Consider the following 20,051-nt stretch of genomic DNA (forward strand, 5'->3'; position numbering starts at 1 on the left):
ATAAAAAAGCCGCTAAAGGGCTGCTTCAGCAGCCAGCTTCGCGGCTTTTTTCTTCCTATTTAATTGCCTTATAGAACTTCAAAGCGTCTACCTTCTGGTAGACCTTTTCAACAAAAAAATTCGACACTCAAAATAATTTTCCTTCCTTAAGATTAATTATTTTTTTCACATTTTGCCCCCGTTATCAACTAACTTCACCTTTTAGGTCTCTTTTTTCGGAAATATCCTCTTCCTTTAAAAACAAGCTTACAAACACTTTAACCAAATCCGGATCAAATTGAGTACCGGAACCTTTTAAAAGTTCCTTTAATACTTCTTTGCGCGTAAGAGGTGCTCGATAAGGTCGCGGGGATAACATCGCATCATAGGCATCAATAATTGCCATAATGCGACTTAAATACGCAATTTCCTCCCCCCTTAACCCCTGGGGATAACCCTTCCCATCCCAGCGTTCATGGTGTTGTAAAATAAGGGGAGCTATAGCCGAAAGTTCCCCGGAGGTCAAAGCAATTCGGTAACCAATCTCCGGATGGCGCTCAATAATCCGCCTTTCCTCAGGAGATAAGGGTTCAGGTTTATTTAAAACATTTTCCGGAACCCCCAGTTTGCCTATATCATGCATCTCCACCAAAAGGACAAGCTTATCCATCTCCTCCCGGGATAATTTTAAAGCTGGACCAAATTTAAGGGCAACTTTTTTCATCCGTTCGGTATTGTGAAAATCCCTTTCCATTAAAGCAGTTTTTAGAGCTTTAACCAACGCCACCCGGGCATCATTACCACTGGCAAGTTTGTTTCTATACATCGCATCATCGGCTTCCCGCAAAGTTTCCCAGAGGGAAACACCCGGTTTTGAGGCTGTTGAAACGCCGATAGATAAACTTAGGGGTAAATCGGGGTGAAGCTTATTATACTCCCCTACCTTTTCCAGGATTCTCTGGGCAATTTCTTCGGCCGCTTCTCTGGAAGTACCGGGCAAAAGAATGCCAAATTCATCGCCACCAATTCGCGCTACTACATCCGATTGTCTTACTCCATTTCTTAATACTTCGGCAGCCCTTTTTAATAATAAGTCTCCCTTATCATGACCAAACATATCATTTACCGCTTTTAAGTTATCTAAATCACAAATCAAGACACTAATAGGGTATTCCCGACCTTTTTCCATCCGCTTTACTTCTTCTTCAAAAAATGCTCGATTATACAGACCTGTTAACACATCTCTGGTGCTGCAATATTTTAATTCATTTTCTATAATTCTCTTTTCGGTTACGTCCCGAACGCACTGGACGGCCCCCAGCAAGTTGCCTTCATCATCCTCAATAGGTGCAGCTAATGTCCAGTAACAGGCTCCCTTTCCTCCATAGGCATTTGGCGCCACCCCTTCTCCGACAATCACCTTACCTCTTTTTTCTAATTTTTCATAACCATTTATACCAATTTCACTAAAATTACCAAGCACCAGATCTACGCAAATTGGTTTTCTTCTCCCAAAAAACGGCTCGGCATATATGTAGTCGCCTTTTCCCAAAATCTCTTCTTTCTTAACCCCGGTCATCTCTTCCATCGCCTGGTTCCAGACAATCACCCGCCCATATTTATCAATCGCTAAAGTAGCATCGGGTAAGGAATCAATAATTTTTTCATATAAATAAAGCTTTTCTAACAGATTTTCCCCCCTTTCAAGGGCCGTTATAAATCTCTCCAACGCTGAAAGCTTCTCTTCGGAAAGTTCTTTCACCATCAGGATAAGTTTATCCTTCAGGGCAGTCACTTTTCTCATCCTTTCGGGTAAAGGACTCTAAATTTCCCTTATAATAAATTTCATTTATTAAGTTATAAACGTTAGTTATACACTTCGCCGTAACTCAAAATTATCCTGCACCTTTTGGCAAAAAATTTAAACCGGCTTTTTTAGCCGGTATAGGGATATACTTTTTAAATAATCAAGCGGGTAAAATACAGGATAATCCAGGCGGCGGGAATTAAGATGGCCTGGCTTAAAAGAGTTCCTAAAAATTTGCTTATCACTAGGGACAAAACAAGCCGGTTCAGCGAATCCAGCGGCAAGGCTCCATTTAAGACCCTGTCGGTTACCATTGCCGAATACGGGTCAACCAGTAAAACCAAAACTATCGTTGCAAAACCGTTGATAATTCCGGAGAGCTGACTGGCAGTTAAGCGGTACTCCGGGTTTAAAACTCCGGCATACATTGCCGATAAAACACCGGTGGTATAAATGCCGGTTATTATAAGGTTTAATAAAAGGATTTTATAGGGCATTTGCTCCCGGGCAAGTTTTTTTACCGATTTAAAAGGTACTCCCCGAATATTTTCCTTTATAGCCTGGGTTTTCCGCTGCCGCAGGGTCACAATTATGAGCCTGGGAACGGAACCAACTTCATCCAATTTATTTAAAGCTATAGTAAAAAAATTTATAAAGGTAGGTATTAATACTGCCCCAATCAAGGTACCGGCGGTTGCTCCAAGGAGTACCCAGCGAAAAACCATTTCCAACCCGGCCAAATCATGTTTAAGCAAAGCAATTTCCACGATACTACCCAAAAGGGGTGCTTGAATCATATTAGAAGTTCTCGACACCAGGACAATAATATTAAAAACCGAACCCGCCAAAGCAAGTTTTTTAGTTTTAATTCCCGCTATCCGGGCAGCAAACGACAAGGTATCTATCAGATGGATAATTAAGGTTAACAAAACCACCAAAGCAATCCGCTTAAATTCCATAGCTATCTCCTTAAATTATTTTTAATTCTTTTCTATTATAGCATTTTAAACACCGGCTATTAAAGAAAAAAGCGGGCAAAAAATATTGCCCGCTATAAGCGTTTTTCAATTGTTCCCCCGCCTAAAAGTTCATCACCCCGGTAAAATACCACCGCCTGTCCGGGAGTAATTGCCCGCTGGGGTTCATTAAACACCACCTTCACCTTATCTTTTCCTATCCTTTCCACCACCGCCGGCTGCGGTTTGGCATTATACCGTATTTGAGCTTGGGCTTCAAACCTTTCCGGTATTTCATCAAACCAGAGGAAATTTAAATCCGAAGCAATCAAGCCCGGGCTGAAAATCTCCGAAGCTTCCCCGATAACCACTTCGTTGGTTTCCGGTCTAATATCAACCACATAATACGGCTTTCCTAAAGCCAGGCCCAACCCTTTGCGCTGGCCAATAGTGTAGTAGGGGTAACCCTGGTGCTGTCCTAAAACTCGCCCGTTTACATCCACAAAATTACCCGGTTTAATTTCTTCTCCCCGGCGCTCCTTGAGAAACTTGCGGTAGTCGTTATCCGGTACAAAGCAAATCTCCTGGCTTTCCGGCTTATCTGCCGTTACTAAGTTGTACTTCCGGGCAAGTTCTCGCACCTGTTCCTTAGTATATTCCCCGAGCGGGAGTAATAACCTTCGTAACATGTCCTGAGTAAGATTGTATAAAACATAAGTCTGATCTTTTTTTCGGTCTACACCGCGAAATAGCCCGTATTTACCTATATCATCCTTGTAAACTACCCGGGCATAATGACCGGTGGCCATGTAATCCATTCCAAGGCTTAACGCTTTTTTTAACAAAGCGTCAAATTTAATATAACGATTACAGGCAATACAGGGATTGGGAGTACGCCCCCGCAGGTATTCTTCGGTAAAGTAGTCTATTACTTTTCTTTCAAACAGTTCCCGAAAATTCAAGACATAATAAGGTATTCCCAAACGATCTGCTACCCGCCGGGCATCATTAACCGCATAAATTGAGCAACAGCCCACGTATTCTTCCCCGATAACCTCAATTTTCGGGTCCCAGATTTGCATGGTAACCCCTACTACTTCATACCCCTGTTCCAGTAATAAAGCCGCAGTAACGGAGCTATCAACTCCTCCGCTCATGGCCACCAGTACTTTTTTTCTACCTATAACGTCCACTCCTTCCCAAGAAAAGAAAGCGGTAATATACCGCTTTCTTATTTTTGCCCTTTTTTCTTTAAGTAATCCTCGATAGCAACTTTTAAGGCATCGGCAGCTAAATTGGAACAGTGCATTTTTTGCGGTGGTAGTCCATCCAAAGCATCGGCCACAGCTTTGTTGGTAATCTTCATTGCTTCTTCGATAGTCTTCCCTTTTACCATTTCGGTCACCATAGAACTGGTAGCGATAGCTGCCCCGCAGCCAAAAGTTTTAAATTTTACATCGGTAATTTTATCACCATCTACTTTAATGTAAATCCGCATGATGTCGCCGCAGGAAGGATTACCTACTTCCCCGACTCCATCAGCATCGGGGATTTCCCCCACATTTCGCGGATTGGTGAAATGGTCCATAACTTTTTCGCTATACATCATAATTACTCTCCCCCCAACGCTTTTTGGTTATAAAGCGGAGACATCTCCCGCAATCTTTCCACAATTCCCGGAAGAACCTCCAGGACATAATCAATTTGTTCTTCGGTATTGGCTTTACCTAAAGTAAGCCTCAACGAACCATGGGCAACTTCATGGGGAATTCCCATGGCCAGCAAAACATGGGATGGATCCAGGGAGCCGGAAGTGCAGGCGGATCCGCTGGAAGCGGCAATTCCTTTCATATCCAGCATTAAAAGCATTGACTCCCCTTCCACAAATTCCACGCTGAAATTAGCATTATGCGGAAGTCTCTTGGTAGGATGCCCGTTTAACCGGACATAGGGAATCCTCTCCAAAACTCCCTTAATGAGCTTGTCCCGTAATTTTGTTAATCTTGCCGATTCCTCCGGCATTTCGGCAACAGCAAGCTCAATCGCTTTTCCAAGCCCCACAATGCCCGCTACGTTTTCGGTTCCGGGTCGCCGTTTTCTCTCCTGGCCCCCGCCATTGGCCAGGGGCTCAAGTTTTAATCCTTTTCTTACATACAAAGCCCCTACCCCTTTGGGTCCATAAATTTTATGGGCCGAAAGGGATAATAAATCAACTTTTAGCTCTTTTACATCCACCGGTATTTTACCAACCGTCTGGACGGCATCGGTGTGAAAGTAAACCCCTTTTTCCCTGGCAATTTCTCCTATTTCGGCAATCGGTTGAATGGTACCAACTTCGTTATTGGCATGCATGATGGTAATTAAAATTGTTTTATCGGTAATGGCTTTTTTCACATCTTCCACCGATACCATTCCGTATTTGTCTACCGGTAAAACGGTTACTTCAAAACCTTCCTTTTGTAAAGCCAAACACGCATCCAGAACCGCATGATGTTCTACAGCAGAAGTTATGATGTGATTTCCCTTATGCTTATAGGCCCGGGCAATTCCCTTAATCGCCAAGTTATCCGCTTCCGTTCCCCCTCCGGTAAATACTATTTCGCCAGGGTCGGAAGCGTTTATCGCCTTCGCGACTTTCTCCCGGGCATCCTCGATAGCCTTTCTTGCTTCCCGTCCAAAAGCATGAATGCTGGAGGGATTGCCAAACTTCTCGGTTAAATAGGGCAGCATTTCCTCCAATACTTCCCGGGATAAAGGAGTAGTAGCTCCGTGATCCAGGTAAATCCGTTCCATAGCTGAATCCTCCTAACTAAAATTAAATATAATACATTAAATTTTGGTTTTGATTTTTTTTGGCTTCTTCAATCATATCCTTTAAGGTAATGGAGTCCAACACCTTATTTAAAGCATCCCGCACTTTGGCCCAAACCACGCGCGAAATGCAGGCATCCGCCTGGTCGCAAGCTTCTTTCACATTTTCGGAAACGCATTCCACCGGTGCTATGGGCCCTTCTAAGACTCTCACAACTTCTCCAACGGTAATTTCTTCGGGAAGGCGATTTAAAAGGTAACCTCCCTGAGCTCCCCGCACACTTTTAATGAGGCCGGCTTTCCGCAGTACCGAAAAAAGCTGCTCTAAATAAGGTTCAGAAATCATCTGGCGCCGCGCAATCTCTGAAATAGGAACCGGCCCTTCCCCATAATGCAATGCTAAATCATAAATTGCCTTCAAACCATAATGCCCTCGGGTCGAAAGTCGCATGGTTCACCACCAATTCCGAGTAAATTACTTTACTTTCAAAAACATCATAGCACTTACTCAAGTGTATGTCAAGAATTCCGATTTATTTAGTAAAGTTTTTTACTTTTCCCCACAATTCCTTCAGCCGCTGTTTTATTTGGGCTTCCTGCCCGGAATCGGAAGGCTCGTAAAAACGCTGACCTTTTAAGTTTTCCGGTAAATATTCTTCAAGGACGAAGTGACCAGGGTAATCGTGAGGGTACTTGTAACCTTTTCCTCTTCCCAACTCTTTAGCTCCCGCATAATGGGCATCCCTTAAATGCTGGGGAATTGGGCCATTTTCCCCTTTTCGCACCACCGCAAGTGCCCTGTCAATAGCTTTTATCACCGCATTGGATTTGGGAGCACAGGCAATATAAATAGCTGCTTCCGCCAGCGGTAATCTTGCTTCCGGCATTCCCACAAACTCTAAAGCGTGAAAAGCCGCTACCGCCACATTTAAAGCCATGGGATCGGCAAGCCCCACATCTTCCGCCGCATGAACGATTAATCTTCGGGCAATAAACCGCGGGTCTTCACCGGCTTCGAGCATGCGGGCCAAGTAATACACCGCCGCATCCGGATCGGAACCGCGCAAACTTTTAATAAAGGCTGAGATCGTATCATAATGATTATCCCCTTCTTTATCGTAAACAATTGCTTTTTTCTGCATTGATTGCTCGATAATTTCAACGGTAATTTTCCGTACTCCGTCCTCATCCGGCGGGGTAGTTAAAACCGCAAGTTCAATGCCGTTTAACGCCGCCCGGGCATCTCCCGCCGCCATGGTAACTAAATGGTCAAGGGCTTCTTCAGAAATTTCCACCTTATACTCGCCAAGCCCCCGTTCCTTATCCACAAGAGCTCTTCTCACAATTTCTCTTATATGTTCCGGCTCTAAAGGTTTAAACTCAAAAATCCGGGAACGGGATAAAAGGGGAGCGTTTACTTCAAAATACGGATTTTCGGTGGTTGCCCCAATTAACACTATGGTTCCAGCTTCCACTTCGGGTAATAACGCATCTTGCTGGGCTTTATTAAAGCGGTGGATTTCATCAATAAACAAAACAGTCCTCTCGCCATAATATTTTTCCCGCTCCTTAGCTTTTTTTATTACTTCTCTTATTTCCCCAACCCCCGAAGTTACCGCATTTATACTTTCAAAGCCGCTTTTGGTTGTGGAAGCAATAATTCTTGCTAAGGTTGTTTTACCCGTTCCGGGGGGACCGTAAAAAATTAAAGAACCAAGCCGATCACTTAAAATAGCCCGTCTTAACAGCTTGCCTTCACCCAAGATATGCTCCTGGCCTATAAACTCGTCCAGACTCCTCGGTCGCATGCGATAGGCTAAAGGAGCTTCCTTATTCACTTTATTTTTGGCAGTATCCCACAAATCCATAAAACTCCCCTTCCGACCGCAAAATAAAAAAATGCGCTTTTTTAAAATAAAGCGCACTTAACCGCTCATTACAAATTTTTTATAATAATTTTCATTAATTCGTTTTTATGTTTAAACCCGACCGTTCTTCCCACTTCTTCCCCATTTTTAATAAAAAGAAGAGTCGGAATACTCATAATCCCGTAACGTCTTGGTGTTTCAGGGTTGCTATCGACATCAAGTTTTCCAACGGTTAATTTTCCTTCATATTCCTGGGCAATCTCTTCTAAAATCGGTGCTATCATCCGGCAGGGGCCACACCATTCGGCCCAAAAATCAACAATTATAAGTCCTTCTCTTTTTAGTGCTTCGGTTTCAAAATTTTCATCGGTTAAGGTAATAATACCCATTTTAAAAACCGCTCCTTTCCCCCCGGTAAATATCAACCCCACTTATAAATTATACTCCTCTAAATATTTTATTGTCAATTAAAGCAAAGCTTGAGGTCCATTACAAAATCTTATGCCTTAGCAAAAGGTCTCTTACCGCCTCCCCGGCAGCAATTAACCCGGCGGTAGCCGTTACAAACATAACGCTTCCCGGAAGGTGCTTTTTCTCTGCCGGCAACGGCTCATCACTGGTACCTCTTTCCAGCACCGGCGGTTCTTCCGAAAATACAACTTTTACCCCTTGATAAATCCCTTCTTTTTTAAGGGCCTGTCGAACCCGCCTTGTTAGAGGACAGGTATGGGTCCTGGAAATATCGGCAACTTTAAATCTTGTAGGGTCTAGCCGATTACCGGCTCCCATGACCGAAATAAAAGGTATATATTTTCGATACATGTAGGTAATTAACGCAATTTTATTTTTTAACGTATCGATAGCATCCACCACATAGTCAGGGTTGTACCTGAAAAATCTCTCGGTATTTTCCGGTGTTAACTTTTCCGTTACGGTTATAACCTCCGCTTCAGGATTAATCTCCCGGATTCTTTTAGCCAAAACCTCCGCCTTTAAGAGCCCCACCGTTGACTCCAGCGCTGGAAGCTGACGGTTGATATTGGTAAGGCTTACACGGTCGAAATCCACCAAAACCAGGGAACCTACTCCTGTTCGGGCTAAAGCCTCAACGGCTGGAGAACCAACCCCTCCCAGCCCAAAAACCATCACCCGGCTTCTATGTAAAACTTTAAGCCCTTCGCTACCTATTAAAATTTCCGTTCGGGAAAACCGGTGCATAGCAACACCTCACAGCATAAATTGACACAAGAAAACCCCGCTTTGCCGTAATCCACGAAGTTCCGAACCCCTTCTCTACCAGGTGGGTGTCCTCCTGATTGCTTTGGGCTTCCCCTAAGCGGGGCGTGCACGCCACAATCAGAGTCCGGACTCCCTTTGTATGAGTGTTGGATACGAACTTCCCGGTGGACTACGCACAAAGCAGGGTGCGTTTTCTTGGTTAAATCATAACACAAAATCGTACTGCTCTCAAGGTTCTAATTTTTGGATTATTGCTGCTCTTTAACCGGCAAATCAACTTTAATGTGAAGTTCCTTTAGCTGACGGCGTTCAACAACATTAGGCGCACCAACCATTAAGTCGGTAGCACTTTGGGTTTTGGGGAAGGCAATTACATCCCGGATGGACTCTCTTCCGGCCATCAGCATTACCAGCCGGTCAAAGCCAAAAGCAATACCGCCGTGAGGAGGTGTACCGTATTCAAAAGCTTCTAACATAAAGCCAAATTTTTCTTTGGCCTCTTCCTCCGAAAGGCCAATTAATTTAAACATCTTTTCCTGGATATCCCGGCGGTGAATCCGAATGCTACCACCACCAATTTCCACACCGTTTAAGACCATGTCATAAGCTTTAGCCCGAACCAGTAACGGATTTTCATCCATCAGAGGTAAATCTTCATCCATCGGTGCCGTAAAAGGATGGTGCATCGCTACAAACCTTTTCTCTTCGTTATCATATTCTAAAAGCGGGAAATCTATCACCCAGAGGAAGTTAAACTCATTTTCGGGAATTAGCCCAAGTCTTTCAGCAAGATGGAGTCGTAAGTTCCCCAAAGCTTGAGCAGCCACTTCCGGTTTATCCGCTACAAAGAATAAAATGTCACCGGGTTCGCCCTGTAAAGCATTAATCAACGCTCTTAATTCTTCTTCTTTAAAGAATTTTGCAATTGGCGACTTTACTTCTTCAGGTGTTAAAATTAAATACGCAAGACCTTTGGCGCCAAAGTTACCCACAAACTTCGTAAGATCATCCAGGTCTTTGCGGCTAAAACCCGCACAACCTTTGGCGTTTAAACCGCGGATTACCCCGCCAGCATGAGCTACCGTTTGAAACACTTTAAACTCCACATCTTTCACCAGTTCAGTAACATCGGTAATTTCCAGTCCAAACCGTAAATCAGGCTTATCGGTACCGTATTTTAGCATGGCTTCCTGGTAGGAAATCCGCTTAAAGGGTGTTTTTACCTCAACCCCAATTGCTTCTTTAAATACGTAAGCTATCATTTCTTCCATTAAACTCATGATGTCTTCCCGGTCAATGAACGACATTTCAATATCAATCTGGGTGAACTCCGGCTGCCGGTCCGCCCGCAAATCTTCATCCCTGAAGCAACGAACAATCTGGAAGTACCGTTCCATCCCGGCAACCATTAAAATTTGCTTAAAGATTTGCGGTGACTGGGGCAACGCATAAAATTTTCCGGGGTTTAACCGGCTTGGTACCAAAAAGTCCCGGGCCCCTTCGGGCGTACTCTTGGTCAGCATTGGCGTTTCAATTTCCCAGAAGCCATGCCGGTCCAAAAAGTCCCGAACCGCTTTCGCCGCTTTGTGGCGAAGTTCAAGAGCCCGCTGCATTTCGGGGCGCCGCAAGTCCAAATAGCGGTAGCGAAGCCGCACCTGTTCATCCACATCAATTCCGTCTTCAATGTAAAAGGGCGGGGTTTTCGCTTTATTTAAAACCTCGACTTTGCTGGCATAAACTTCCACTTCTCCGGTTAAAAGGTTGGGGTTTTCCGTGCCTTCCGGGCGGAGTCTCACCGTTCCCTCTATTGCTAAAACGTACTCGTTTCTTACCGCCTCCGCTACCCGAAAAGCCTCCAGATCCACGTCAGGAGAAAAAACCACCTGCACGATTCCCGAACGATCTCTTAAATCTACAAAGATTAGACCGCCATGATCCCTTCTCCTCTGTACCCAGCCGTTTAAAATAACCTTTTGGCCGGCATGTTCTTTCCGTAACTCTCCACAGTAATGGCTTCTTTTAAGCATTGTCCTTACCCCTTTCCCTGGCATATTTTTCGATAAGTTCATCCCGGGAAAGCTCTACCTGCTCACCCGTATCCAGGTCTCTTAAAATAAACCTGCCTGACTTTAACTCCTCTTCGCCAATAATTAATGCCGCTTTTGCTTTTAGGCGGTTTGCCGCCTTTAACTGAGCCTTCAAGCTTTTCCCCTGATAATCGGTTTCTACCCAGAGGTTCAGCCTCCGTAATTCATTTATTAAAGGAAACCCGTACTCGCGGGCTTCTTCTCCCAAAAGGCAGACGAAAAGGTCCGGCACAGGAACGGAAATCTCTTCGCTTTTTCTTTTTAAAGCCAAGATAGTTCTTTCTTCCCCCAGAGCAAAGCCTATTCCCGGCTGATCCGGCCCTCCGATCTCCCGGATTAAGCCGTTATACCTTCCTCCGCCGCCAATGGAGCTTTGGGCTCCTATCTCCGGCACCACAAACTCAAAAGCTGTCTTGGTATAATAATCAAGCCCCCTTACTAAAAAGGGGTCAATTACGTATTTTACTTGAGCTAAATCCAGGTATTTCCTAACCTCGGTAAAATGCTCCCGGCAATCGGGGCAAAGCTCCGATAAGGGCGTGGGAGCATTCTGGGCGATTTTTTGACAGCTTTCATTTTTGCAATCCAAAATTCTCAAGGGATTTCGGTTAAGCCTTGCCTTACACAAGTCGCATAATTCCTCTTTACGCTCTTCAAAATAGTTAATAAGTTTCTCCCGTAAGCTTTTCCGGCACTCAGGGCAACCTACGCTATTTAAGCGAAGCTCAACGTCATTCAGGCCAATCTCCCGGTAAAACTCCAGCGCCATTAAAATTACTTCCGCATCCACCATGGGCTCATCGCTACCCAGGATTTCAACCCCGAGCTGGTGAAACTGCCTCAGCCTTCCGGCCTGGGGTTTATCGTAACGAAACATCGGTCCAATGTAAAAATACTTCGCAGGACCGGGGTCGGCGTATTTTTTTGCTTCGACATACGCTCTAATCACCGCAGCCGTTCCCTCGGGCCGTAAGGTTATTGACCTTCCGGCCTTATCTAAAAAAGTATACATCTCTTTTTCTACAATATCGGTGGTTTCCCCGACTCCCCGCTCAAAAAGCTCCGTATGCTCAAAAATCGGGGTGCGAATTTCCTGATAGCCAAACCTCCGGCATACTTCGCGAAACTTCCGCTCTATCTCCTCCCACAGGAAAACTTCCGGTGGAAAAAGGTCGTTAGTGCCTTTAGGTTTCTGGGTAAGCATCTATAAAAATACCCCCTTTTCTATAAACTAAAACCCGCCCCTGGAATACCCAGGGACGGGATTACCCGCGGTGCCACCCTGCTTGAAGGTAGAAACCTTCCGCTCTTGGCCGTAACGGGGCCAAACCGTCTTAACCTACTAAGACCTTTCAGTTAAGCCGCCTCCCGGGTGTTCCTTTAAACCGGCATTCAGAGAAAAGCTCTCAATCGCGGCTTTTCCTCCCTGTCTGAAGCCCTCTGGTTTAAAAGTCCCGGTCATTGCGTTTCGTTAATTCATTTTAACCTTAGAACAGCCTGTTGTCAATAATTCTTTTTCCGCACAAAGCCAAAGCTGATTTTTCTTCAAACTCATGACCACCTTTATTTGTTAACTTGTTTTATTTTATTCAACAAATTTTAGGGTTTTCCTGCCAGTAATTTTGCGAAAGCTCCCGGTATTTTTGGGCAATTCTCGACCAGTCATAATAACTGTGGATAAAGTCGCGGTTTAAATTCCAGATTTGCTCCTCTCCAAGTTTTTCGTAAAGTTCAAGGAGCCTTTTGCCTTTGTCCACTATTTCCCTTACCCCTTCAGCAGTACGCAGTTTACTCAAGATAAAGGTATCTAAGCTTAAATTAAATCCCTTTTTCTTTAAAAATGCGGTGTAATTGGTAATTATCGAAGCCATACCTCCTTCTCCGTCCACCAGAGGCAGCGCACCCGCTGCAATCCCTTCCACCGCAACCATGCCAAAAGCCTCCTTCACCAATGAAGGAACTACCAAAAGCTTTGCTCGCTGAATTACTGCTGCTAATTCCGGGTGAAAAATCTGCCCGGTAAATACCACTCTATCGCCTGTCAGGTTTTGGCGTGCTAACTTTAAGTATTGCTCTTTTTCGCTCTTCGTAAGCTCTTCATAAAACATTTTCCCGGGATTGGGATAACCTTCTTCGCCGTAATTTAAAATTTCCGCTACCAAATCCTCCCGGTTTTCTCTTAAAAAATAAACCAATGCCTCCACTACCTCCCGGTAGAGTCCGTGACCCACAAAAGCAGCATTAACCTTTTCCTCCAAAAGATACGGTAGGGCCAGGGCTAAAAGCTGGGGCCCTTTGGCATATAAATGTTTTCCCAAAAATAAGATTAAATTTCGTCCCCTACTTACCTTATTTAGCTTTTCCCCGGCGTGTTGATCCGTTAGCGAATAGTCATAATTTTTGCGGATAAAATCTATATATTTCAACAGCTCATTTAGCGATCTTACCTGGCTTAACCCATGATAAAAGCTTTCTTCGGTTTCCTTACTTCTTCCATTACCTTTAATTTGTAGCAAATTTACTGCTGCAAGTTCACCAAAAAGTTTCCCATCTACTCCTGGAGTAATCTCTATAACTTTTTCCGGATAATCAAGGTACGGTTTTAATCTCCGGGTTAGTTCATTGCTTAACGTAATAACTTTGTAAGCTCCTTTAATTCCTTCCCGGGCGTAAAAATGATAGCGTTCATCCCGTTCAATGGTATAGCTAATGTCACTTCCATGAACGGTTATGCTGTAAGGTAAACCAAGCTGTTTCACAATATAGGGATTAATTATTAAATGCTGGGCAAAAACAAATTGAATATTGTGGTTTGCGCTAATTATTTTTAGTGAAGTCACCATTTCATTAATATACCGCTCTAATTCTTCAATTGAGAGCTCGGTAAAAGTTTTTACCTTAAATCCCGGGTAATCATCATAAACAAAAACCGGTAAAAGACTGGTTTTAGGATTATATAAAATTACTTTTCCCCCGGGATTATGATAATAAGGCACGAGTTTTCCGGTATCCGGCTCAACTATAATGGCATCCCGGATAAAGGGATACTTTTCAGGGTTTCTTTCCTGACACACCAATACGGTTTTTAGATCTTTTTCAGCAAAGTTAGAGGCCAAGTTTCGTACCAAGAGATTACTTCCACTCCCGGAAAGAAAGTAACCGTGAAGAAGGAGTAATTCCTGCACAAAACTTCACCTCTCTTTTTTTAAATTTAGAAGCTTAAATTATCAAAAACCATCATCAATAAAAACCCAAAAATAACCCCAAAAGTAGCCAGACTTTCACCGCCTTTAGCATGGGTTTCGGGAATTATTTCATCGGAAATTACGTAAATCATTGCTCCTGCGGCCAAGCTTAACGCAAAGGGTAAAATGCTCCCTGAAAGACTGCCAAGAAAAGCCCCTATTACTCCTCCTACTGGTTCGGCAAGCCCGGTTAAAAAAGTAATCCCAATTATTTTCCAGGTGGAAAAGGAAAAACCGAGAAGACTTACCGCCACCGATAACCCTTCCGGAATGTTTTGAAGACCAATTCCTAAAGCTAAACTTAAGGCTTTGGTGATATCCTTTTCTAAAAAGCCAATACCTACTGCCATCCCTTCGGGAAAGTTATGAATGGTGATTGCCAAGATAAATAACCATATCTTATTTAAATCACTCTTTGGACCCTCAGTTCCAGAAGCCGGATGGAAGTGCGGGATCAATCGGTCCAAAAAATAAACAAACAAGGAACCGGTTAAAAAGCCTAAAGCTGTTAAAAAAATTCCACCGGTCTCTAAAGCCGGCAGTAAAAGACTAAAAAAAGATGCAGCGAGCATGATACCGGCAGCAAAGCCTAAAAGTACGCCTATCGTGCTTTTCGGAAACTCTTTTTTAAAAAGTAGTAAAAAAGAACCAAGCCCGGTAGCAAGGCCAGTTAAAAGAGAAGCTAAAAACGACGCCATAAACTTCCTCCGTAAGTTTTAATTTAAGCAATTTACCGGGAATATTTTACCATTTATTAAGTATTTTTTTCTATAATTCGACACTTTTTATCAGAAGCTTAATTTATAATTTGGGACAGGTAACAGGCTGGGGAATTGAATACAAAGAAAACCATAAAATAATTGGCACTTGCGGCTTTGTCTAAAAGAGTAAAGCCTTCCGCTTAATGCAGAAGGCTTACATTTTCATCCGGGCAATTCTATCTTTTTTATATTCGTTAAGTACCCGGGACACCTTATCCCATTCAGCGGCTCGTTTGTCCAAAAATTCCGCCGTAGCTCCCGTTAAAACTTCGTCTGCTCCTTCGTGGGTTGGGTGAGCATTACTTTCGGCAACGATATCTCTTAGAGCCTCTGGAACATCAATAATTGGACACGGAGAAAAGTAGTTTTCCGAAAAAGGCTGGCGTTTCTGATAAGCTGTAAACAGCGGATTCTTTAAAACTTCTTTTAAAGATTTCTCATTAATATTATCTACAGCAAAATGAACAAAAGCGCAGGGCTCTACCTCACCTTTAGCATTAATGTGGAAATAACTTCTACCCCCGGCAATACAACCATGGGTAATATGGCCGTCATTCCAGAAATCGGCAATCATGATTGGTTTGGTAATCCGCAAAACCGGGATTCTCTGGGCTAAATAAAGTCGCTCTTCGGGGGTCAGCATCAAGGAAGTATCGGGATTTTTACCTACCGGTACATAATGGAAAGACCAGATGTACTTAACTCCTTTTTCAACCAGGAAATCGATAAACTCATCGGATGTAAGCTCCAGGTAATTTTCCCGGGTTACCGTTACCGAAGCTCCAAAATATACTCCCCGTTCGCGCAGTAAATCCATAGCCCGGGTAATCTTGGCAAATACCCCTTTGCCCCGCCGGGCATCGGTCCGCTCCTCAAACCCTTCAATACTGATAGCCGGAGAGAAGTTACCAACTTTTGCTATTTTATCGGCCATCTTTTCGTCAATTAAAGTTCCGTTGGTATAGGCCATAAACGCCATATCGTTATGTTTTTCAAAGAGTTCAAAGAGGCGCTCGTACATTAAAGGTTCGCCACCGGATAAGACAATAAAGTAAATTCCCAGCTCTTTGGCTTCATTAAATAACCGATCCAACCGTTCAAAGGAAAGCTCCGGACCTTTTTGATATTTTCCTGCCCAGCAGCCGGTACAGCCAAGATTGCACCGTGAAGTCGGATCCACCAGGATGGTAAAGGGAACGTGAACACCGGTCTCAGCTTTATACTGCTTTTGCCTAGGAATCCCAAACAACACACCATTTATAATGGTATTATAAGCAAGCTTGGATATGATTTGGGGATTTGTTTCACTAAAAAAGCGGCGAAACTGTTCTTTAACCGCAGGGTATTTTTCATAGCTCTCTATAAGGTAGTTAATATAAGCTTTATGGTTTTCTTCCCGGGCAATTTTGTGTAAAAGTTTTAAAATATTTAAGATATTTTTTTCCGGGTCTTTCTCTAAGTATTTAAGAAGCTCATTTAAAAGTTTTTCGGCTACAAACTTTTTAGCAAACTCCACATTAACCTTAAGCGCCATACCCCCACCTCCGAAATTAATTTTTATACCCAAAAATCCAAAATTTCCTTGAAAAAAATTTAGGTTCTCACCTCCCGGTGAAAAGCTTCAAGGAGCAAAAGCAGCGCCTTTGCCTCTTCTAAAGCTAAGTTTTCAATACAAGCAGTAAATTTGCCGAGACTCTTTTTGATCTTTCCAATTTCTTTCTGTCCCCGTTCGTTTATGTGTAAAAGCCCCAATATAAAGCCCGGAAGCTGTTTTAATTGAAATTCAACAGGTTTCTGCGGCCAGATCTGCGGAAAACGGGCAAGTTCCTTAATATTTACTTTATGCAGCACAACCGTTAAATATGCCAAAAAAGTGGAACAGTAGACAAAAGGAGTATTTTCTGAAGCCAGCTCTTCCTTCATTTTCTTTAAAACACCGGAAAGGCTCTTGGTTTTAACTTCGCGAATCTTTCTTAAAAGCTCCTCTTCTATATCTTTAGGTACCATTTTTTGTTTTATTTTGGGAATAAAGCCCACCGCTGAGCGTCCCGGTGCGGACTTACCCTTTTCCAAAAGATACTCCCTAATTACCAGTCCTTCCTTCTCTAAAGCCCTTAACATATCGTACGCGGTCCAGCGGCTAACCTTCATCTCTTCCGCTAAAATTTGGTACGATACCGGAAATTTTAGCTTATCGTAAAGCTCTCTTAATTTGGCCAAAAACTGTTCCTTGCGTTTGGTAAGACCCAATTTTATACCCCCAAAAAACCAAAATTTTAATTATATTTTATACCCTATTTTAGGAAATATGCAAGATAGTGTTATTGTGTTTTAGTCTTGATTTCTGTTTAACATTGATTTTTCACAGCTTAAATATTTCTTTAATTACCTCTTCAAGCATTCCTTCTTTTGCTAAAAAGAAGTTCATAAAATACTTTATTTCTCTAAAAGCTTTTTGTAATTGGGGTTTTGTACTATTCCCCCAACATTTTTTACCATCGGTGATAAAAGCAAAATCTATATTGTTTTCTTTTAAGTCTCTTTGCCTATTTATATAACTGTCAATTATTTCCTCTGGTTTTGAACCTGCTCCGCCAAAAAAGTTTACCTCAATATTTAAGCACTTTTTATCTTTTAATAAAATAAAATCAGCTTTTCTTTCTGATATATTATCGGATATCTCAAACCCGTACTCTTCTTTTAAGACTTTAAACTGTTTTTGCTCTATTAGGATAATTTCATATTTATCACAAAGGTCCCTAATTATTGGATAACATGCTAATTCAAAGGCATGTCCACCACGATTTTTTCTCCCATTAGAATCTAATCCAACTAAAACGCCTATTACATAATCAATAATATTATTTTGGGCAAGATTTAGAAATAAATGTTTTAATCCCATTTTTTCAAAAAAATAAAGATAATTTTCAATTTGTTCGTCGGATAAACCTTTTTTTAGCGTTTTAAGACTAAAATCATATTCTAAAATATCACTTTCCCCAATCTTATCATTTATTATAAGTAGCTTTTCAGTACCATTCCATGTTTTTTCTCTTTCAGCTTTTGACAGTGCAAATAAATAAGGAAAAGTTGCTACAACAGTAGGCATTTTTTTTAGTAATCTTTTAAACGTATTATCAAAATCTTCATTTCTTATTAAAACATTCATTGCATTTAATTCTATATCAAATTTTTTATATTCCTCAACATTTTTCCAATTTACATAAAAATTAAAAGCTCTATTTGTCTCTAATAGGCTTCGAACAAATAAATCAGCCAACTCATCTTTTTGAAGGTTTAAATATAACATATTTACACTCCTTTTATTTCTTAAAAACAAATAAATATTCATGAGCAATTAACAAAAAATTATACTTTATGCTTTGATTTCTCCAATAGCCAGTTGAACTACAATTATGCTGTTCTTTAATAATAATCTCCTTTAATTTAAATCCTATTTTTCGAAATATCTCCATAACACTAAATCCTATAGGGATAATATATCCTTTTCGCCGAGTATCCCCAATAAGAATTGCACAAAACTTCCCTTTTTTTAATACTCGATAACATTCTTTTGCAACTTTTTCCATTTCTAAAAGAAAATCGTTAACGTCAAAATGCGAAAGATCACCCTCGATATTATCGCTATACTTAATAATATTACTATAAGGTGGATGAGTACAAATCAAATCAATGCTCTCATCTTTTAAAAAATAAAGATTTCTCGCATCACCTACCCGTACCTCTATCTCTCCACCCTCCTCTATTTCAAAATTTGTATTTTTTAACGTAAGGCTTACTGCCTCCGGATTAATATCTACCCCAATTCCTTTTCTTTTTAACAATTTTGCTTCAACTAAAGTCGTTCCACTACCAACAAATTGATCTAATACAACCTCGCCTTCTTTAGAATACCTTAAAATAATATTCCTTGGTATAAAGGGCGACCAATTCCCCCGATATTTTCCTGAATGAGTTGCCCAACTTCCCCTGTCAGGAAAACTCCAAACAGTAGTGGTTTCAAGAGAAAAGTTTTCAGGCGCCCAAGTTCTTGGTTTATTATTTACAGGTGTATAATTTTTTTCTTCTTCTTTTAGTAAAGATTGTGAATGTTTTACAACTTCTTTTATAAACTTTTGGGTTACAAAATAATTATTTGCTATTTCTTTAATACTATTTCCCTTCTCATAATCTCTTTTAATTGCAACAACTAAATTTTGATACACTTCAGGATGTAAAAGTTCTAAATGTACTGGATATTCAGTTTTATTTATTTTTTCTCCGCAATATTTACAGTTCATTTTTTTAGCCATTTTTACTACAACCCCTGCCCTATGTCTAAAATCACCTAAACCCCTATTCCACCTTATAATTAGTGATAAGCAATTCCTTTATTAATCCTCTACCTTGCCCATCTGAGTTTATCGATCTTCTTGCCATAACCCGATAAATATTAAAATTTTTATATAAATCATCAAAAAAATTATCATTAGGGTCTTCATTTTTGGGGTCAGAATTACTTAAAAGAAGAAAAGCACCTAATTCGTTCATTTGGGCATAAAACCTGGCAAGTTCAATTTGGTCTTTATCTGTAAAATCACTTTTACTATATGATGTAAAGTTTGAAGTTTTATTTAACGGACGATATGGGGGGTCAAAATAGACAAAACTATCTTTTGAAATATACTTAGCACTTTCCCGATAATCACCAGCAAAAATTTGAACCTTTTGTAATAGTGAATTTACCAAGTAAAGATTTCTTTCATCACAAATAGTTGGATTTTTATAATCACCATAAGGAACATTAAATTTGCCTTCTTTATTAACCCTGTAAAGCCCATTAAAACAAGTGCGATTAAGAAAAATAAACTTAGCAGCTCTTTCAATATCTATGTGTTTAGTATTGCTTACTTTTGAGTTATACTCATCTCTTATTTCGTAATACATTTTTTTTCTATTATCATTGTCTAAATTATAATATCTTTTTTCTAATGATTTTAAATAATACACCAATTCATCAACATTAAATTTAATCACCTTATAAGCATTTATCAAATCAACATTTATATCAAAAATATACGCTTCCTCGATATTAAATTTTTGTAAAATATTAAATAATACAGCTCCACCACCCACAAAAGGTTCGATATAACGCTTTATTTCCCCTTGAAGTAGTTTAAGAGGATAATATCTTTCTAAGGTGTTAAGTAATTGTCCTTTTCCTCCAGCCCATTTCACAAATGGTCTTGCGTATTCGGTTATTAAAAAATTTTTGGCAATTACCAAAACTAAATCTCC

18 protein-coding genes, 1 other RNA gene and 1 other annotated feature are annotated in these 20,051 nt (G+C 41.2%); all 19 genes read right to left on the reverse strand.

All coding sequences use genetic code 11. The features are described 5' to 3' along the window. Positions 1-184: 184 nt before the first annotated feature. The 19 genes from CHY_RS10175 to CHY_RS10260 all read right to left on the reverse strand — a co-directional run bounded on the left by CHY_RS10175 (position 185) and on the right by CHY_RS10260 (position 20,039). Positions 185-1,774, reverse strand: coding sequence for a diguanylate cyclase (locus CHY_RS10175; RefSeq protein WP_011345081.1), 1,590 nt, complete (start codon positions 1,772-1,774; stop codon positions 185-187). A gap of 164 nt (positions 1,775-1,938) precedes the next feature. After that, the gene (locus CHY_RS10180; protein WP_011345082.1) at positions 1,939-2,745 is read right to left on the reverse strand and encodes a lipid II flippase Amj family protein; all 807 of its coding nucleotides are present in this window, start codon (positions 2,743-2,745) and stop codon (positions 1,939-1,941) included. Positions 2,746-2,837: 92 nt separating this feature from the next. After that, positions 2,838-3,935: a tRNA 2-thiouridine(34) synthase MnmA gene (gene mnmA, locus CHY_RS10185; RefSeq protein ID WP_011345083.1), complete on the reverse strand. Its 1,098-nt coding sequence runs from the start codon at positions 3,933-3,935 to the stop codon at positions 2,838-2,840. Positions 3,936-3,973: 38 nt separating this feature from the next. Further along, positions 3,974-4,348, reverse strand: a complete 375-nt coding sequence (nifU, locus tag CHY_RS10190; protein WP_028052417.1) for a Fe-S cluster assembly scaffold protein NifU — start codon at positions 4,346-4,348, stop codon at positions 3,974-3,976. Positions 4,349-4,353: 5 nt separating this feature from the next. After that, positions 4,354-5,535 carry a cysteine desulfurase NifS gene (nifS, locus tag CHY_RS10195; RefSeq protein WP_011345085.1) on the reverse strand — a complete coding sequence of 394 codons (1,182 nt, stop codon included), beginning with the start codon at positions 5,533-5,535 and terminating at the stop codon, positions 4,354-4,356. A gap of 22 nt (positions 5,536-5,557) precedes the next feature. Beyond that, positions 5,558-6,004, reverse strand: coding sequence for an RrF2 family transcriptional regulator (locus CHY_RS10200; RefSeq protein WP_011345086.1), 447 nt, complete (start codon positions 6,002-6,004; stop codon positions 5,558-5,560). An 82-nt stretch (positions 6,005-6,086) separates the two neighbouring features. After that, positions 6,087-7,421 (reverse strand): AAA family ATPase, encoded by a 1,335-nt coding sequence (locus CHY_RS10205; RefSeq protein ID WP_011345087.1) that lies wholly within the window; start codon positions 7,419-7,421, stop codon positions 6,087-6,089. A gap of 68 nt (positions 7,422-7,489) precedes the next feature. Then, complete coding sequence (gene trxA / locus CHY_RS10210) at positions 7,490-7,810, reverse strand: thioredoxin (RefSeq protein WP_011345088.1); 321 nt, start codon at positions 7,808-7,810, stop codon at positions 7,490-7,492. A gap of 100 nt (positions 7,811-7,910) precedes the next feature. Then, the gene (locus CHY_RS10215) at positions 7,911-8,639 is read right to left on the reverse strand and encodes a tRNA threonylcarbamoyladenosine dehydratase (protein WP_011345089.1); all 729 of its coding nucleotides are present in this window, start codon (positions 8,637-8,639) and stop codon (positions 7,911-7,913) included. 30 nt (positions 8,640-8,669) lie between these two features. Then, a non-coding RNA gene (ssrS, locus tag CHY_RS13050) (6S RNA) lies at positions 8,670-8,850 on the reverse strand. Between the two features lie 58 nt (positions 8,851-8,908). Then, complete coding sequence (gene aspS, locus CHY_RS10220; RefSeq protein WP_011345090.1) at positions 8,909-10,687, reverse strand: aspartate--tRNA ligase; 1,779 nt, start codon at positions 10,685-10,687, stop codon at positions 8,909-8,911. Beyond that, positions 10,680-11,951 carry a histidine--tRNA ligase gene (gene hisS, locus CHY_RS10225; protein ID WP_011345091.1) on the reverse strand — a complete coding sequence of 424 codons (1,272 nt, stop codon included), beginning with the start codon at positions 11,949-11,951 and terminating at the stop codon, positions 10,680-10,682. Before hisS ends, aspS begins: the two co-directional genes overlap by 8 nt. 48 nt (positions 11,952-11,999) lie before the next feature. Continuing rightward, positions 12,000-12,218 (reverse strand) — a binding site (T-box leader). Positions 12,219-12,336: 118 nt separating this feature from the next. After that, positions 12,337-13,932 (reverse strand): glycosyltransferase, encoded by a 1,596-nt coding sequence (locus CHY_RS10230; RefSeq protein ID WP_011345093.1) that lies wholly within the window; start codon positions 13,930-13,932, stop codon positions 12,337-12,339. 26 nt (positions 13,933-13,958) lie between these two features. Next, complete coding sequence (locus tag CHY_RS10235) at positions 13,959-14,690, reverse strand: ZIP family metal transporter (protein ID WP_011345094.1); 732 nt, start codon at positions 14,688-14,690, stop codon at positions 13,959-13,961. A 217-nt stretch (positions 14,691-14,907) separates the two neighbouring features. Then, entirely contained in the window at positions 14,908-16,287 is a 1,380-nt protein-coding gene (locus tag CHY_RS10240) for a radical SAM protein (protein ID WP_011345095.1), read from the reverse strand. Between the two features lie 59 nt (positions 16,288-16,346). Then, the gene (locus tag CHY_RS12855; protein ID WP_011345096.1) at positions 16,347-17,003 is read right to left on the reverse strand and encodes a hypothetical protein; all 657 of its coding nucleotides are present in this window, start codon (positions 17,001-17,003) and stop codon (positions 16,347-16,349) included. Between the two features lie 112 nt (positions 17,004-17,115). Further along, entirely contained in the window at positions 17,116-18,063 is a 948-nt protein-coding gene (locus tag CHY_RS10250) for a type II restriction endonuclease (RefSeq protein ID WP_011345097.1), read from the reverse strand. A 13-nt stretch (positions 18,064-18,076) separates the two neighbouring features. Beyond that, complete coding sequence (locus tag CHY_RS10255) at positions 18,077-19,066, reverse strand: TRM11 family SAM-dependent methyltransferase (RefSeq protein WP_011345098.1); 990 nt, start codon at positions 19,064-19,066, stop codon at positions 18,077-18,079. Between the two features lie 43 nt (positions 19,067-19,109). Continuing rightward, positions 19,110-20,039 (reverse strand): DNA adenine methylase, encoded by a 930-nt coding sequence (locus CHY_RS10260; protein WP_011345099.1) that lies wholly within the window; start codon positions 20,037-20,039, stop codon positions 19,110-19,112. Positions 20,040-20,051 lie beyond the last annotated feature (12 nt).

Source organism: Carboxydothermus hydrogenoformans Z-2901 (assembly GCF_000012865.1).
GTDB lineage: Bacteria > Bacillota > Z-2901 > Carboxydothermales > Carboxydothermaceae > Carboxydothermus > Carboxydothermus hydrogenoformans.

Excerpts from the sequence above, each read along its gene's own strand:
- CHY_RS10235 (WP_011345094.1), bottom strand. The coding sequence starts at position 14,690 with ATGGCGTCGTTTTTAGCTTCTCTTTTAACTGGCCTTGCTACCGGGCTT.
- CHY_RS10205 (WP_011345087.1), bottom strand. The coding sequence starts at position 7,421 with ATGGATTTGTGGGATACTGCCAAAAATAAAGTGAATAAGGAAGCTCCT.
- aspS (WP_011345090.1), bottom strand. The coding sequence starts at position 10,687 with ATGCTTAAAAGAAGCCATTACTGTGGAGAGTTACGGAAAGAACATGCC.
- CHY_RS10215 (WP_011345089.1), bottom strand. The coding sequence starts at position 8,639 with ATGCACCGGTTTTCCCGAACGGAAATTTTAATAGGTAGCGAAGGGCTT.
- CHY_RS10255 (WP_011345098.1), bottom strand. The coding sequence starts at position 19,066 with ATGGCTAAAAAAATGAACTGTAAATATTGCGGAGAAAAAATAAATAAA.
- trxA (WP_011345088.1), bottom strand. The coding sequence starts at position 7,810 with ATGGGTATTATTACCTTAACCGATGAAAATTTTGAAACCGAAGCACTA.
- nifU (WP_028052417.1), bottom strand. The coding sequence starts at position 4,348 with ATGTATAGCGAAAAAGTTATGGACCATTTCACCAATCCGCGAAATGTG.
- CHY_RS10240 (WP_011345095.1), bottom strand. The coding sequence starts at position 16,287 with ATGGCGCTTAAGGTTAATGTGGAGTTTGCTAAAAAGTTTGTAGCCGAA.
- CHY_RS10250 (WP_011345097.1), bottom strand. The coding sequence starts at position 18,063 with ATGTTATATTTAAACCTTCAAAAAGATGAGTTGGCTGATTTATTTGTT.
- CHY_RS10200 (WP_011345086.1), bottom strand. The coding sequence starts at position 6,004 with ATGCGACTTTCGACCCGAGGGCATTATGGTTTGAAGGCAATTTATGAT.
- CHY_RS10180 (WP_011345082.1), bottom strand. The coding sequence starts at position 2,745 with ATGGAATTTAAGCGGATTGCTTTGGTGGTTTTGTTAACCTTAATTATC.
- nifS (WP_011345085.1), bottom strand. The coding sequence starts at position 5,535 with ATGGAACGGATTTACCTGGATCACGGAGCTACTACTCCTTTATCCCGG.
- hisS (WP_011345091.1), bottom strand. The coding sequence starts at position 11,951 with ATGCTTACCCAGAAACCTAAAGGCACTAACGACCTTTTTCCACCGGAA.